Source organism: Lederbergia citrisecunda, assembly GCF_018343695.1.
Classification (GTDB): Bacteria; Bacillota; Bacilli; order Bacillales; family Bacillaceae_C; genus Lederbergia; species Lederbergia citrisecunda.
Genome location: NZ_JAGYPJ010000002.1, coordinates 59,879 through 76,460, shown reverse-complemented (window position 1 = coordinate 76,460; position 16,582 = coordinate 59,879). Strand labels below are relative to the sequence as shown.

Annotated in this window: 10 protein-coding genes; all 10 read right to left on the bottom strand. The window is 35.1% G+C overall.

Annotation, left to right across the window (positions count from 1 at the left end; all coding sequences use genetic code 11):
• Nucleotides 1-5: 5 nt before the first annotated feature.
• A complete protein-coding gene (locus KHA93_RS22520; RefSeq protein ID WP_213113164.1) occupies nt 6-896 on the bottom strand; it encodes a DMT family transporter in 891 nt (296 codons plus the stop codon).
• Nucleotides 897-2,579 carry an amylo-alpha-1,6-glucosidase gene (locus tag KHA93_RS22515; RefSeq protein WP_213113163.1) on the bottom strand — a complete coding sequence of 561 codons (1,683 nt, stop codon included), beginning with the start codon at nt 2,577-2,579 and terminating at the stop codon, nt 897-899.
• 74 nt (nt 2,580-2,653) lie between these two features.
• Entirely contained in the window at nt 2,654-5,713 is a 3,060-nt protein-coding gene (locus tag KHA93_RS22510; RefSeq protein WP_213113162.1) for a glycoside hydrolase family 2 TIM barrel-domain containing protein, read from the bottom strand.
• Nucleotides 5,714-5,754: 41 nt separating this feature from the next.
• Nucleotides 5,755-6,576 (bottom strand): carbohydrate ABC transporter permease, encoded by an 822-nt coding sequence (locus tag KHA93_RS22505; RefSeq protein ID WP_213113161.1) that lies wholly within the window; start codon nt 6,574-6,576, stop codon nt 5,755-5,757.
• A gap of 2 nt (nt 6,577-6,578) precedes the next feature.
• Nucleotides 6,579-7,505 carry a carbohydrate ABC transporter permease gene (locus KHA93_RS22500; protein WP_213113160.1) on the bottom strand — a complete coding sequence of 309 codons (927 nt, stop codon included), beginning with the start codon at nt 7,503-7,505 and terminating at the stop codon, nt 6,579-6,581.
• A 147-nt stretch (nt 7,506-7,652) separates the two neighbouring features.
• The gene (locus tag KHA93_RS22495) at nt 7,653-8,900 is read right to left on the bottom strand and encodes an ABC transporter substrate-binding protein (protein ID WP_213113159.1); all 1,248 of its coding nucleotides are present in this window, start codon (nt 8,898-8,900) and stop codon (nt 7,653-7,655) included.
• 416 nt (nt 8,901-9,316) lie between these two features.
• Nucleotides 9,317-10,132 (bottom strand): alpha/beta fold hydrolase, encoded by an 816-nt coding sequence (locus tag KHA93_RS22490; RefSeq protein WP_213113158.1) that lies wholly within the window; start codon nt 10,130-10,132, stop codon nt 9,317-9,319.
• A 213-nt stretch (nt 10,133-10,345) separates the two neighbouring features.
• Nucleotides 10,346-10,669 (bottom strand): ArsR/SmtB family transcription factor, encoded by a 324-nt coding sequence (locus tag KHA93_RS22485; RefSeq protein ID WP_349772369.1) that lies wholly within the window; start codon nt 10,667-10,669, stop codon nt 10,346-10,348.
• 1 nt (nt 10,670) lies between these two features.
• Nucleotides 10,671-11,072 carry an SRPBCC family protein gene (locus tag KHA93_RS22480; protein ID WP_213113156.1) on the bottom strand — a complete coding sequence of 134 codons (402 nt, stop codon included), beginning with the start codon at nt 11,070-11,072 and terminating at the stop codon, nt 10,671-10,673.
• 231 nt (nt 11,073-11,303) lie between these two features.
• Nucleotides 11,304-16,487 (bottom strand): ATP-binding sensor histidine kinase, encoded by a 5,184-nt coding sequence (locus KHA93_RS22475; RefSeq protein WP_213113155.1) that lies wholly within the window; start codon nt 16,485-16,487, stop codon nt 11,304-11,306.
• Between the last annotated feature and the right edge of the window lie 95 nt (nt 16,488-16,582).

Here is a 16,582-nt window from a genome sequence, read left to right as displayed (position 1 = left end):
TCTTTCTATCCGTTATGTTTTTCGCGCAGAGTTTTATTTCTTTTAACAAAGCTTAGTTTCGTTTCGGAAATAATGATCGCAAGGAGAATAAAGATTGCACCACTGACCATTTTATTCGTAATCATTTCATTTAATATGAAGACTGAGAAAATCATTCCAAAGAGCGACTCTGTAGACAGAATAATAGCGGCCTTTGTCTCAGAAATAAATTTCTGGGCAGACGTTTGTAATAAAAATGCTATTGTTGTAGAAAAAATACCGAGATAGAGAACTGGCATAAGAGCATCCGTCTCCATTGACATCTTTATTTCTCCTCTAAAAAGAACAACAATGATACTGATAACGGCTGCGGTAACTAATTGAACTAGCGTCAATAAAATCGGGTCTTCGTTTTTTACATATTTTGCTGTATAAAAAATATGAAAGGCAAAAGCAAATGCACAAAACAGTGATAATAAATCCCCATAATTCATTTCAAAGGGAAATGTTAATGATAAAAATCCAACACCTGCAATTGCCAGTATAGCACCAATCAACTCAAATTTATCTAGACGCTTTTTGTAAAACATAAAGCCAATAAAAGGAACAATGACAACATTAACGGCAGTCAGAAATGCATTATTAGATGGTGTAGTATATTGAAGCCCAGCTGTTTGAAGCGCAAATGCTATATACAGTATGCTTCCAAGTATAATACCCTTTAGTAATATGTTCTTTTTTAAAAGCTTCAGCTTTTTATAAAATAGTAGGGACAGGATGATACCCCCGACTAGAAAACGTATAGCCATATTTTGATAAGGGGAATAATATTCTAACGAAATGGCGCTGGCAACAAAGCCACTTCCCCAAATAATAGCGGTAATTACTAGAGCTATTTCTCCATAAAATCTTTTCATTTAACCCTCCAACACTTTTTCTTTTAATAGTAGTAAAAATACACTGGATGTCCATGCAAAGGAGGTGTCTACTAGCCCTTTCCCTGTTAATGGATCAAAGTTCTCAGCCATGCCACCTTGAAGAGTTAAGTCTAAAAATTTATTGCTTAACCTTCTCGCCGCTTCTTCATAGCCATATGACTTTAATGAATCAATAAATAAATACGTAACAGGAGCCCAAATCGGTCCTAGCCAATATCCATTTTCTTTATAGTCAGGACTATCTAAACGTTCAGTAGCCAATCCATACTTCGCTTCGAAATGTTCTTCCAAATCGGCCACGATGGCATCCATAATCTTCCTCTCAAACCTATATCCTATTATAACTGGTAAACGTAAGATTAGGCTCGATCTTTTCTCAATTATTTCTGCATTTTTTCCATAGCGACCAAAGAACCCTTTTTCGTCATAAAGCCTCTCCATCAATATTTCGTATAATGTATTTGCTTTATCTTTATATTTTGATGATTCCTCTTTTTCCCCAAGAATTTGTGCAAAGGTTGAAAGAATATCAAATGAGCGGATTAGAAAACTAGTTAAATCTGGTGCTTCGACAGGCATGCCTTTGTGAAATAATGATGCATTATCCCACCCTGAATCATTTCCATGTTTATAATGAGGAAGCCTTCCTTCATCCGTTCTATATTGTTCAAAATAGTCCATGACCTTTTTACTCGATTCATAAACTTTCCTTAGACGCTTTTCATCTTTAAAATAATCGTTCATTTCCATTAATTTTTCATACGTATATAGGAATATTGGCGGTTTGATGCAATTATAAGATACGAATTTATCATTAACAAAATCGGGATATGCCCCTGAATCATCTTGTGTTTTGAAAAATATATCAAGTTGGCTAAATGCAAGCTCAGGATTCTTTTCAGCAAGACCCAAGGCACCAAAGCAATTGTCCCAAGACCATATATTGTACATCCAAAGCTTTGACATGTACATGGCGTAATCTGATAAAATTCCTTCTGGATGGACCATATTTGCCCATGTAATATAAGCAGCTTTTTCCAAAGAAGGCTTATATTCATTACCAATATAGCCTCCACCCATTTCTTGCATCCACTTATCAAAAAGATGTTGCACGTTCTCTTTGCCCTGTTTGAAATCTACATATTGCTTCTCCTTGCAAACTGTCCGGTAGCTTTGTAAGACGAAGTGACCATTTTGCAACAAAATATTGATATATTTATTGCCGATAATATCCCATGGAGCCTCAACTCTCATCGAACCTGAAAGCTTTAATAGCATGAGCTTCAACTCTTTTGAATAAATATGGTATTCATACTTATCTTCCTCAAGCTCCATAAATGAATCATATTTGCCATTATTCGGCTTAAGGCTTAATTCCAATCCATTCACTTCGATATGAAGTTCATCTTCTTCTGGAATAATCATTTCTGCATAACGTTCTGTATCATCCTTCACACAAAATTTAACAGATGATTCGGTTGCAACCGTAATATATTCTTTTTGCTGTCCATTTACAAACACTTCTATTTTAAACAAACGGGAAGGGGCATCATCTCCGCCATGAACGTCACGAATATACACTTCTTCTGAGTCTTTTTCTTTTGATATACAAAAATATGATCCGAATCTTGAAAATGGGATTTCCCTAATATCAATATTCATCTAATGAACCCTCCTTATTATTAATAAAACATCTTTACATGCAACAAAGCAGGCGGGTGGTTCCCGCCTGATTTTTATTTGGACCTAAAAAACTTGCTTTCTTTCACTAAGTCTTTCTTTTCAATTTTTCTTATTTCAAATTCAATAGCAAAATCCTGTAAGCCTACACGATATTCAGGGAGCTGATCTTCTCCACAACTATTACTTCCAAGACCACTTTGCTTATAATCTATCGTTAATACATTATAAGGAGTTTTACGGATTTTCCCTCGATGTTTCGCATTTTCTAAAGCTTCAGTATCATAATCATGAATCGTGAAATCTCTCTCCTCTTTAAAATTAAAGATCCATGAGTTTTCACCTTTGGTAAGAGAAAGGAATGAAGTATCGCTTCTCGATCCATTTTCCTGTGGATACACATAATCCGTATGCATATCACTTATTTGTTTTTGATAGAGTCCAATCGGTTGACTTCGTTTACTATCTTGATAACTTTCCTCATCTCCGCGACCAAACCAAGTGATATCACGGTACTCTTGATTTACATGCATTTTAATACCAATCCGTGGAAGCATAGGAGGAATTTCTTTACCTCGCAATACATGATCGCCAATTAATTGAATATGAATAATCCCTTCGTTGGATATTCTGTAGCGATAATGAAGATTGAATCCCCATGCTTGATTTACGGTAGAGAAGTATTTCTTAATTTCCACATCAACAAAACGATCCGCTTGCTCATAGTTGAAAGAAATTAGATATTCTTTGGCTTCTTTAAGGAAGTATTTATTTATCCAATCATCTTTTTTGTACATATCATTATCGATGACGGCTCTCCATACAGTCATTTCCGGTCCTGCAGAAATGATTTCCTCGCCATCAAATTGAAATGAAGCTAATTTTCCTTTCACTTTAGAAAACCTAGCCGTAAAGCGATTATTCTTAAGCACAAGGTCGAGATTGTTTTCTAGCACCTGAATCGGCTCTGCCTCTTCATCATGTACGATATCAATCTTTTTTTCTAATTTTGTTGCAGCAAGCAGGAAGCTTTCTTGAGTAATTTGATGACCTTTTTCTGCATATTTCGTTGCACTTGGTTCCATAAAACTCAAATAAATATATACGTCATCATGCTCGTGGAGTTTTTTAATATCAAACGGTAACTGTAGCTCCACTTCTTCTTGCGAACTGATTTTTCCCAGGACGATACTTGTTTCTTCTATTATATAGTCATAGGAAATTGCTTTCGCATGTAAAATGACGCCATCTAGATTCCTAAAGTCATAAAGGTTCTTAATGCTAATGTTTAAGAGTTCCTCGTCTACTACTTTCGTAACGATTGGCTCAATAACTTTTTTGTACTCAACTAGGCTAGGAGACGGTGTTCTATCAGGGAAAACTAGCCCATCGATACAGAAATTACCGTTCGTAGGAAAATCTCCATAGTCACCGCCATATAAATAATATTTATTCCCTTCTTCGTCAACGGTCTCGATTCCATGATCACACCATTCCCAAATGAATCCTCCGTGAAGTCGAGGGTATTTTCTCATCATGTCTTGGTATTCTGTAAGTCCTCCTGGACCGTTCCCCATGGCATGGCCATATTCACAAAGAATATGTGGTTTCTTTCCTTCAGAGTCTTTCCCAATCTCCTCTAATGGCTTTAAGCGAGTATACATCGTAGTGTAAACATCGCTGTATGCCGCTACTCGATCACCTTCATAATGAACGAGTCTTGATGGATCAATCGCTTTAATGGCTTGATACATGGCAGTAAAATTCCTACCAGCTCCCGATTCATTTCCAAGTGACCACATAATGACACTAGGATGGTTGCGATCTCTTTTTACCATTCCGACTGCACGTTCTACATACTGCTTTTCCCACAATTCATTATCACTGATCCAGTTATAATTACCGGTATTTTCAAAGCCGTGGCATTCTAGATCTGTTTCATCAATCACATATAGCCCATATTCATCGCAAAGATCATAGAATTCATCATTATTGGGATAATGTGCCGCACGAACTGCATTGATATTATATTGCTTCATTAAAATGATATCTTGAAGCATATCGTCATAGGAAATCGTTCTCCCTGTTTTTGGATGCGAATCATGACGATTTACACCATTAAAGAAGATTTTTTTCCCATTTAATAGAATTTCATTATTGATGACTTCAATTGATCTAAATCCAAATTTAATTGGAACTACTTCTTTATTCCCATTATCGAGCTCATATTCAAGCACTGCTTTATATAAATTCGGCTGTTCTGCATTCCAAAGCAGTGGTTTCTCAAATAATCGAGTAGACTGAAATGATCCCTCATGTGACTCGACTGCATATTCATCAACCTGCTTTTCACCATCAAAAATTTTGACGTTGATGCCCTTGGATGATGCAGAGTTAAAATGGCCAGTGATTTTCAGATGAAAATTTTCATAGCTTTCATCATGAATCGTTTCAATATAAACATCCTGTAACGTGTCTGCATTGATTGTATATATTTCTACACTTCTAAAGATGCCTGAAAGCCACCACATATCTTGGTCTTCCAAATACGTACCGTCAGAAAACTGATATACCCTCGCTGTTATTCGATTGTGGCCATTTTTTACAAAGTTTGTAATATCAAATTCAGATGGTAATCTTGATATTTTACTAAAGCCCACATGTTCTCCATTTACATAAAGGTCAAAAGCAGAGTCAACACCATTGAATTTCAGGATCATTTTTTCGTCACTTGGTTTTTCAAGATCGATGTCTTTAAAATAAATTCCTGTCGGATTTTCATCCGGTACAAATGGTGGATTTATAGGAAATGGATATAATACGTCTGTATAATGCATCTTTCCATATCCATGAAGTTGCCAGCACGATGGTACAGTAATATCATCCATTCCAGCAATATCAAATTCTGCACCTTCAAATCCTTCAGGAGAATATTCAGGTGCTTCTAAAAATAAAAATTTCCATTCTCCATCAAGTAATTGATAGCCTTTGCTCATTTTTTTATTAAATGTCATTGCTTCTTCCAATTTCCGATAACGGTGGAAATTAGTATGAGCAGGAAGCTTATTTATCCCTGTAAGGTGGATATTCTCCCATCTTTTCATTGTTCGTTGCATTACTCTTCCTCCAGAAACTACAGTAATTTTTACATATCACCTTACTTGATTGCTCCGTCTACCCCTTCGACAATATATTTTTGGGCGAAGAAAAAGACAAGTACAGGCGGTATAATCATAATCAAAGTAATGGACATGATCGGCAGGATTTGCAAATCGTGAACTCCTTTAAACGCAGCCAGTCCAAGTGCCAATGTATATTTCGATTGATCCTGCAAATAAATCAATGGTCCAAGATAATCATTCCAGACTGTCAATATGTTTAAGACAGCTATTAAAATCAACGGTGCCTTCATTATAGGAAGGAATATTTTATAATAAATTTGAAATTCGTTTGCGCCATCAATTCTTGCAGCACTTTCCAAATCCTTTGGAATATTCATCAAAAATTGTCGCAGTAAAAAGATAAAATATGCCGATCCAAAAAATGAAGGAACGATCAATGGTTTTAACGTATTGATCCAGCCAAACAAATTAAATTGCATATAAAGCGGAATCATCGTAACATCCCAAGGAATCATCATTGTAGACAGCAGAATAATAAATAGGATGTTTTTAAATTTAAAATCAAAACGGGAAAAGCCGTACGCTACTAATGAACATGAAAGCAACTGTCCAAACGTAGTTAAGATCGTTACAATTAAAGAGTTTTTTAAATAAATTCCGAAAGGTTGACTTTTCCATGCATCGACAAAATTATGGAATTGTGGGACTTTCGGAAATATTTTTGGTGGGAAACTGAATACTTCCGCATCCGATTTAAGTGCTGTCAGCAATACCCATATAAACGGAAAAATAAAATAAAGGGATGAAAGGATAAGAAGAACATATACAAGCACCTTATAGGGTTTTGTTAATTTCATGATTATTTCTTGCCTCCCTTTTTCGTTTCCGTTTCGTAAAATACCCATGCTGATGAAGATTTAAAGACAAGCATGGTCAACAATAAAATAATAATAAACATAAACCATGCATTAGCACTTGCGTAGCCGAGTTGGTGATGTTTGAATGCATTGTTGAATACAAACAATCCATAGAAATACGTGGATTTCAATGGCCCTCCGCCTGTTAAAAGCAAGACAAGCGTCAATTGCTGTAAAGCGGCAATAATCGATGTAATCAAATTAAAAAGAATGGTCGGTGTGATGCTCGGAATAGTAATATGGATAAACTGTTTAATCGGAGTAGCCCCGTCAATAGCTGCCGCTTCATAAAGCTCATGCGGTATCCCTTTAATATCCGTATAAAAGATCAGCATCATCGTTCCCACTCCCCATGCGCTCGCGATGACAATTGCAAAAATCGCCCATTTTGGATCAATTAGCCATTGTGGTCCATCAATTCCTAGCAAGGAAAGTAAATAATTCAAGATTCCGTATTGAGAATTAAAGATCCATCCCCAAATAATAGAAATGGCTACACCAGATACAACCGCTGGTAAATAAAAGATCGTTCTAAAAATCTTTATTCCTTTTACGGGTTGAGTAATGAGGAGCGAAAGAATGAGTGCAATAGCCAAGTTAAGAGGTACAAAAATTGCAGCAAACTTAAATGTAATCAATAAAGACTTATAAAATTGTGGGTCAGCAGTAAACATTTTTTTATAATTAGCAAGGCCAATAAATTGCGGATCTCTTGTAATCGGCCAATCATATAAACTCATCACTAATGAAAAAACTAGCGGCCCTAGGGTGAATACTAATAATCCAATAATCCATGGAAGAATAAAAAGATAGGGCACCCTTTTTTTAACTAGTTGAAATTGTTCTTGCTTTCCGTTTTTTTTCAGCATGGAAATACCCTCTTATTAATTAAATTAGTGTTGTTTCGATATCTATCAAATACAATGAAACATTTTAGTAAAATCCACATACTAGGAACAAATTTATACATATAAATTTGTTCCTTTGTGGATAATAACGATTATGTTTTAGTAAAATTATTGTTGTGCTGCTTCATCCAATACCGTTTTTGGATCTTGTAAAGTGCTTGGGTTAAAGATTTCTTCGAACACTAGGTTTAATTCGTCAGAAACCGTACTCCAATCATCAATAACAAAGGACGATGGGGTAAATCCATCACTCTTTTCAAGCATGGAGTAAAACACACTTTTAATAGGATCTTCATTCAACTTTTCACTTTTTACGATGCTTTTCAATACTGGCAGCTCATAATTCATTCTAGCTTTATTTGCTTCTGCTCCAGTCCAGTATTCCATAAATTCAAAAGCGGCTTTTTTATGTTTGGATGTTTTGGACATAGCCACACCTGACGAGCTGATTACGCTAACATTCTTACCACCTGGAAATGAAGGAACTTCAACAACTCCGTAATTGATGCCAGCTTCTTTAAATGTATCTAAATACCATGCTCCATTTATGAACATTCCGACTTTTCCAGACTTCATTTCCGTTGTTCCGGATCCTTCAGATGTAATGGCAGACTTGTCTTTAAGCATATCTTGGAACATTTTGAATACTTCAATTGATTTTTTGGAATTCAAATGGCCTGCAAGATTTCCATCTTTGTCGGCATAAGCAGTGCCATTTCCCCAAAGATACATTTCAAAGTCATACGGATCAGGCTTTCCTGAAAAAACAAATCCTGTTTGCTTTTTAGCCGGATCTGTCAGTTTCTTGGAAATTTCACGAAAATCATTCCATGTCCAGCCTGCCTTCGGATATTCAATTCCTTTTTGATCAAACAAATCTTTATTATAGTAAACGACATGTGTCGTATATCCGACTGGTAAACCAAGTATTTGGCCATCAGCAGAGTTGTAATTCCATAAAGCGTCGTAAAATTCACCTTTATAATCTGCGCCTTTTTTATCTATATAAGAATCAAGCGGTTCCAAAGCATCTTTATATTGAGGATAGTTCCACATATACATCACATCAGGAGCGTCCTTTGCACCCATTCCAGCTGCGATTTTCGTATCATAATCAGAACCATATGCCTCTAAAACAACCTTGATATTATCATGCTCTGAATTAAATTTTTCCACTAGCTGTTTTTGAAGCTCAAGGCTATCTTCAGAATCCCATGTAGCAAACCTAACTACTTCTTTTCCATCTTTATCAGTTCCTGCATTGTTGTCCTTATTAGAACCACAAGCAGCAAGCATTAAAACTGAAAAAATAGTGAGTAATGCAAATAATTTCTTGATCAGAACTTTGTTCTTCATGATGTAGCCTCCTTTGTTTGATTTGATTATAAATCCGTTTTTACTAAATGTAAATGTTTTCTTTTGTATTTTACTAAAATTACCACGGTGATTATTTATAATAGACTGCCACATTTAGTATGATTTCCTTTTATGTATTTCATATGATAACTTCATCTTAGCTTTCTAAATCTGAGCAATTTATTAGCCCATATAGAAAAATAAAAAAGCCGCTCATAAGTCCTATCAACTCATGAGTAGCTTCTTTTCGTTGTAAGTAATCTTTTAAATTCTATTTAGTTATGGGTGCCCATCATGCGAGCCGTTACCTCAATACTCAGACTTCTGAAAAGCGGTGAGAGAAAATAGTTACTTTCTGGAAATGATCTTTATTTTGCTTTATTTCTAAACGTCCTTTTCAGTCCGATTAGAACATTTCATATATGCTTCTCCATGATCTTGTTAAACTTTTCATCATGCTCCCAAAACATTAAATGTCCTCCAAGAACTTCGATAGAAGATTTAGGAGTAAGTTTTTCAGTAAATGGTTTCGCTATATCGGCCCAGTGTTCTGCAATAACAGTAAGTACAGGTACAGACTCACTAGCAAGTTTTGCCTCTTCTCGGTAGTCAGAAAACATCCCTGAAGCAAACAGGTTTGCCGCTATATAATGGGGAGTTTTTAATGATTGCTCTACCAGCCAGTTTAGCTCATACGCTTCTAACTCTCTCTGGACCATCACCTGAGTAGCATATCCAGATATAAACTCTCGTTGTTTATCTCGATTATGAAGGTAATGGGTGTAAGCTGCGGCTATTTCATCTAGAGGTCCCTCCACCCAGTTTTGTTCATGATTGATTGACAATGGCTTTGGAGACAAATCAATAAAAACCAATGATTTGATAATCTCTGTTCCTTGTTGTCTAATATATTCCCATATCGTTAAACAGCCAAATGACCACCCTACTAATGTAACATCCTTCAGTTCTAGTGCCGCAATTACTTTAACTAAATCAGAACCATGTGTTACATAATCATTGCCTTCCATAGTAATAGACGATTTCCCATGACTTCGAGGGTCAATGACAATGACACGATTTGTTTTTCGAAAATGTTCTACTTGCTTAGAAAAAACTTCTGACGTAAAAGTCCACCCAGGAATGAAAATGATCGGGTCTCCATTTCCCTCATCCTGCACAAAAATTTCTACTCCTTGTGCTACCTTAATATATTTTCCACCTTGAATTGCCAACGTTTGTCCCTCCCTTACACCTTTAGTTATTATGTATATTCGGGAGAAATCTAAAAAAAACCTTAATAATATTCCATACTAAGGTACTGATAGAAAACACGTTCCTTTGTAGCCAAATACGAAGCAGTACTCACAGAATTACATACAAATAAAAGACCTCCAAAAGTCAAAGAAACGATTGAAAGGTCTAAAATTTAAATATGATAACTCTCTTTATTCTTTATCTTCCACATACTCTTTAAGCGCAGCAAGTCTTTTATCCCAATATTGATCAAAAAACGCAAGCCATTCTCTTATTTCGGCTAATGGTTCAGGCTGAAATGTATATCTTGTTTCTCTTCCTACTTTCTGACTTTTAACAAGTCCCGCATCATAAAGGACATGTAAATGTTTATTCACAGCAGTACGACTAATTGTAAAGCTTTTTGTAATTTCAGCAATAGGCATTTCCTTGTTCATTAATAATGTTAATAGTTTTCTACGGTTTGGATCGGCAATGGCTTGAAATATGTCATGTTTCGGATGAGTAGTAGCCACTTTATTCCTCGATATAGGCAGGGAGTTTTTCTTTGACGATTTTCTCCCATCCACCGTCCATAATCCTGTACACATCTGATTTTTTTTGATTCCACCCTGAATGGATAAGTGTAAATTCCGTTTTTCCTTCTTCTAACTCTTTCAATTCAATTTCAAGATGCCAATCTTCATCCCAATCAAATCCTAGTCGATACGGAGGATCTAGCTCTGTTACTTTACAAGGTGAATCTCCATAAGGATCAGCGTGAAGAACGAATTCTTTTCCTAAAATAGGCTCAAACGTATTAGCCATCCACCAAGCAGCAATTGCTTCTGATGTTGTGACGGCTTTCCATACTTTTTCAATAGGAGCGTTAAGAATAATTGTTTTACGAATTTCCGGCAAAGCTTTATTTATTTCCATTTTTAATTCCTCCAAATTAAATATAACACTAAAAGGTGTCACGAAGATTATAACACCTTTTAGTGTTATATTATATATCTAATTCGAAATAATACTCTTTTGGTTAAAATTACTAAAAAACGAGGAAGAAAGCCATTCACGGCCCCTTCCTCAAACTAGACCGGAAATATATCATTAGTATATCAATTACATAACTTTAAATAGTGTGGCTTTCAATTAATAGAAGATTACTTAATGCAGAACTTCTTCCTCAAATTCAAATATAGGAAGGCGAATAATAAAACTTGTTCCTTTTCCTTCTATACTTTCAACAGAAATTTCACCTTGATGGTAGTGAATGATTTCTTTACATATGGATAGTCCTAATCCGTTTCCATCATTTCTTTCAAATGATTTTGTATAAAATCGTTCAAATATTAGCGGAAGGTCGGCTTTCGCTATACCTATCCCAGTGTCAGTAAGGATAAAGATAGCTTCTTTTTTATCCGAATCCACTTTATGCTGTAAGGTGATTCCCCCAACTTTCGTATATTTTAATGCGTTGGAAATAAGATTTAACATGACCTGTTCAATTCTTCTTATATCAACTTCAAGAAGCGGATATTCTTCAGATAGCGGCTCTATATGAACATTAAAATCTAGATTTGCACTGATTACATCGTGTTCAAAAAGCTTCTTTACATGTTCCAGCAATTGATTTGAAGGGATGTATTCCAAATGAAGCGACAATCCACCCGCTTCGAGCTTTGTGAGTTCAAATAAATCTTCTATCATCCGATTTAGCATTAATAAACGTTGATGGCTTCTCTGCAAATAAAGTTCTTTATCTTCCTCTTTTGTAATCACACCCTCCAAGATAGCCTCAATATATCCTCGCACAGATGTAATGGGCGATCTTAGATCGTGAGAAACATTTGATAAAAATTTTCTTCTCATTTCTTCTGACTGAGCCAATTCACGGTTTGCTTTCTCCAAATCCTCATAGGCAAATTCTAATTGTGCAGTACGTTCCTTAACTTTTTTTTCTAAATTTCTATACAAAAAAGCATTTTCTAATGAAATAGCTGCATGAGTAGAAAGTATGTTCAAAATCTCAATTCTTTCCTTTGTAAATGCATGTGTCATCATATTATTTTCCAAAAATAAAATTCCAATTAATTTGCCTTGATGTAATATTGGAAAACATAGAACCGATTTAGGCTGATATTTCCTAATATAAGGATCGTGTTTAAACATCCCACTTAAAGTACCACTTGATAGAACAACAGGTTCAAGACTTTTCTCTACGTAATAAATCAAATTAACGGGATATTCAATCGTCTCTTCCTGAGCGAACATCTCAATCTTCTCTATATTTCCGTGAGCTACAGGCTTTAATTGTTCCTCCATTTTTAGAAACATGGTCATTTTTTGTGCACCACTATTTTCTAAAACAATGTTCATCAATCGTGTAAGAAGATTCTCTAATACAATCTCCCCAGAAAGTGCTTGAGCCGCCTTCATCATTGTTGCAAGATCAACGGAGAAGTTTACTGTACTTGCCCCCTCAGCTGCATAATCATTTATTAATAGATTCTGATATTTAGTTCTTAGGAAATTCGATCTTCGGACCGCTCCCCAATTGTCAAATGCTGAAACAGCTGAAGTTAAATATGCTTTAGCCGCAAAAGGCAAATGTCGTGAAATATAAAATCGACCTGCACATTCATTTGCGATGGCTGTATCTTGAATAAAGCCATTTTTTTGTGCCAACATGATTGATTGATCATAATACATCGCGGCGTTTGTAAAATCCTTTTTTATTCTTGCTGCTTCTGCTTTAATCAGTAAATATTTATGCTCGTAATTGGCTGGGGATTGTTTTGCCCACTTTCGCCAAAGGGAAAGATGCTTATTTAATTGTTTACGAAAATAGTATTTTTCTTTAGTCGTTGAATCCTCGTACAATTTTGCCATCCATAAATCTTTATAGAAATAATACTCAGGAGCGATAACTAACGTTAAAGACCTGTTAACAAGCTTATTTAACTTTTTCATAAACTCCTTAGCAATATCATTATTATCAAGTAAATAAGCTATTTGTAATCGAACTGTGTAATGTACAATTTCTGCAGATTCATCATCAGTGATTTGTGGAAAACTCCAATCCGGATTTACATTTGTTTCATTTAATATATAGATCCAATATTTCAATTCGTTCAAATAGTTTTTTGATAAGCCATATTGAATTTGTTTAGAAAAATTAAGCTGCTCTTCAATCGTATTCAGCGTTTCCGCGAGTCTATGACCTTTTAAAAAACTAATCATACATATAAATGAGCTTCCTGCACCTGCGAGGTGAGCATTTCCCGATTCAATACAATGTTTTTGCGAATGCTCTAAATATTGCTGACTGTACATAATATGATTTTTCCAATGATTCACAAAAGAGCCATATACGAAATACACTCTACCTAGTAAATGGGAATTCTGGCTATTCTCTGCTTCATAAAGGGCCAGACGACCAAATTCGTAGCTATTATTGTATTGATGAAAACCTGAGCTTAATATGAGAGAGTAATTATTATAAACAAGAGCTGAGACGTCTGTAGTTCCATACTTTAACGTAAAGTTTATTGCTTTAAGCATTAAAAGTGCCGCTAAATTTTGATCAACATGATAGGAAGATGCATTCATATTAATAAATGTCCGCAAAATAAGACGTTTGTCTTCATCCAGTATAGGGGGTAAATTCTTTAAATCAGTTGCTTTTTTCCTACTTAAATACATTTTCGTCTTCAAAAATTCCTTAGCTACAGTAAGCTTTCCAGGGGTTTTATTTATATGCCACCCAAATAAGTGAAGTCCCTTCAAACCACAATCAATCGCTTCTTCTACTCGATGCAAATGAGTATATAATGCAATTTTCAATTGATAAATTTGGAGTTGCTCCTGTTTTGTCAGGACCTTACTTAACGCTTCATCAAATCTTTCTTCAGCATTATCGAATTGATTATCTAAATATTCAGCCTCTCCAAGTCCAATTGTTAATCGTGCAGTTAGCTTATTATGTAGCTCCCACGCTTTAACTCCTAACAATTCTTTTCCTATTTTAAAAAACGATAGCGAAGCTTTAAATGCGGCACCTTGCTTTGCTTTTTCACCGGCCATACAATTCCATTCAGCAAGCTGAAGCCTTTCACTACTATTTAAATAATTACTGCATTGATTCAAATGATTAATAATCACAAATATGTTTTCTTCAAAATAATTTCTACTCGTATAATACGATAATAGAAGTCTACCAATTGATAAGTGATTTTGTTCTCTTTCTGTTTCTGTCATCGTTGAGTATACGGCTTGCTGGATACGGTCATGCAAAAATTTATAATGGAGAGGTTGTGTTTCCGTAAGGTCAATTTCTCTATCTTCATATATCCATTTATAAGTTGGACTGAGTGGTAAGAGCATTCCTTCCCGTAATGCATCCCATAGAGTGTTGGCAGTTGTAACTGTATTTTTTTCATAAACCGTACTTAACACATTGATTTCAAATTCATTTCCAATACAGGAGGCAAGTTTCAAAAGCTTTTGAGTTTCATAGGGGAGTTTATTCAATCTCTCCACAATTAACGCAATAATATCGTCTTGAATATTAAGATTCGTCAATTGTCGAAAATCACTTGTCCATTTTCTTTGTTCTTCATCAAATGAGATGAATTGTTGTTCATAAAATGATTGAAATAATTGCTTAATAAAAAAGGGATTTCCTTTTGTTATTTTTTCAATAAAGGAAGCAAGTTCTTCTGATTCTTCTGCATTACAATATAACGCATCCTCCACCCATTCCTGTATATCTTCTTTCTTCAACGGATTCAGGTGAATATATTTAACTAGATCTTGAATAGATTGTAGTTCTTTTGACATAAGGTGAAATGGATGTGTTACATCTACCTCGTTATCCCGATAGGCACCTATTACAAATAAATACTGTACTTTTTGCTGAGATAAAATATATTGTAGTAAATCTAAAGTTGCATGGTCTGCCCATTGTAAATCGTCCAAAAATATAACGAGCGGATGGTCCTCATTAGAAAACAAATGAATGAACTTTAAAAAGGCAAACCGTAATCGATTGTGGCTTTCAATTGCAGGCAGGACTTCAGGTTCTTCTATCTCACCAACAATCCATTTAAGTGCGGGTATCATTTTTGCAATAGCAGATAAGTATGGTCCGAGCTCTGCTTCCAAACGAGTCCTCAAATGTTGAATACTTTTTTCCCCTTCTGCCATAACTTGTTTTATCAAGTCTTGAAGCGCTTGAATAAGAGGATCATAAGGGACAGAACGTTTCAATTGATCAAATTTTCCAGAAATAAAATATCCTTTATTTCGGACAAGAGGTTTTTGCACCTCATTTACAAGTGCTGTTTTCCCTATTCCAGATACTCCCGGAATAAGGACAAAAGAGCTATGACCTTTACAAACATGATCGAAGGCTGCCATGAATGTCCTTAGTTCTGCATCCCTTCCATACAGCTTGTCTCCAATATCAAAGATTTGCGGTGGATCATTCTGCCCTAATGGAAAATCGAGTTGTTTTTCAAATTTTAATAAATCATGTTTTAACCCAGTAGCACTTTGATATCGTGATTCCGGCATTTTAGATAGTAACTTCATGATGATTTCTGATAGTTTTTTTGGAAGTAATGGATCGATCTCATCAGGTGGGATCGGTCTTTTAGCAATATGGGCGTGAACTAGCTCGACTGGATCCTCCATATTGAATGGAAGGATACCTGTAAGAAGCTCATAAAAAACAACACCTAATGAATATAAATCTGTTCGAGAATCAAGAAAATGATTAATACGTCCTGTCTGTTCAGGTGAAATATAATAGAGCTGCTTGCCTAATATATATGGATTTATATGCGCTCGATAATTTTCACGTGTAAGCATTGCCGCATGGTAAAAACCAGTAATTCTTAATTCACTTGTCCACTCATTTATTAAAATATTATCTGGATGAATACTTTTATGAATAATATGACATTGATGAAGTTCTTCGATAATGGTTGTTAACTCTATGGCAATCAGTAAAAATTGGTTTATATCAATCACATGTTTTTTCATATATGTACTTAATGATATCCCTTGAAAAAACTCTGTGATTAAATATGGTTTATTCCAATAACTCTCTAATTTAATAGGTTTTAATAATCCATTTACTTCGAGATTCTTTGTTATTTTGTATTCATGTGCAACTGTGGTTAATTCTTGGAAATCGAGATCTTCTTTGATGAGGTTTTTAATAAGAACGTGGCGCTTCGTTGTTCGATCTATAGCTTTAAAATATACACATGTTTGATTAGCTTCAAGCTCAACAAGACCTTCATAGCCTGGTAAATTAGTCTGCAATTCGACAGGTACATTCATGAAAATCCTCCATTTTATCGTGATGGAATATGGTCCTTACAATAATATTTACCCACATTCCATTATTCGACAATATCAGTAAGCAAAACTTTAAC

Coding starts and splice junctions, on each gene's coding strand:
- KHA93_RS22495 (WP_213113159.1), bottom strand. CDS start 8,900: ATGAAGAACAAAGTTCTGATCAAGAAATTATTTGCATTACTCACTATT.
- KHA93_RS22510 (WP_213113162.1), bottom strand. CDS start 5,713: ATGCAACGAACAATGAAAAGATGGGAGAATATCCACCTTACAGGGATA.
- KHA93_RS22475 (WP_213113155.1), bottom strand. CDS start 16,487: ATGAATGTACCTGTCGAATTGCAGACTAATTTACCAGGCTATGAAGGT.
- KHA93_RS22520 (WP_213113164.1), bottom strand. CDS start 896: ATGAAAAGATTTTATGGAGAAATAGCTCTAGTAATTACCGCTATTATT.
- KHA93_RS22480 (WP_213113156.1), bottom strand. CDS start 11,072: ATGGAAATAAATAAAGCTTTGCCGGAAATTCGTAAAACAATTATTCTT.
- KHA93_RS22505 (WP_213113161.1), bottom strand. CDS start 6,576: ATGAAATTAACAAAACCCTATAAGGTGCTTGTATATGTTCTTCTTATC.
- KHA93_RS22500 (WP_213113160.1), bottom strand. CDS start 7,505: ATGCTGAAAAAAAACGGAAAGCAAGAACAATTTCAACTAGTTAAAAAA.
- KHA93_RS22515 (WP_213113163.1), bottom strand. CDS start 2,579: ATGAATATTGATATTAGGGAAATCCCATTTTCAAGATTCGGATCATAT.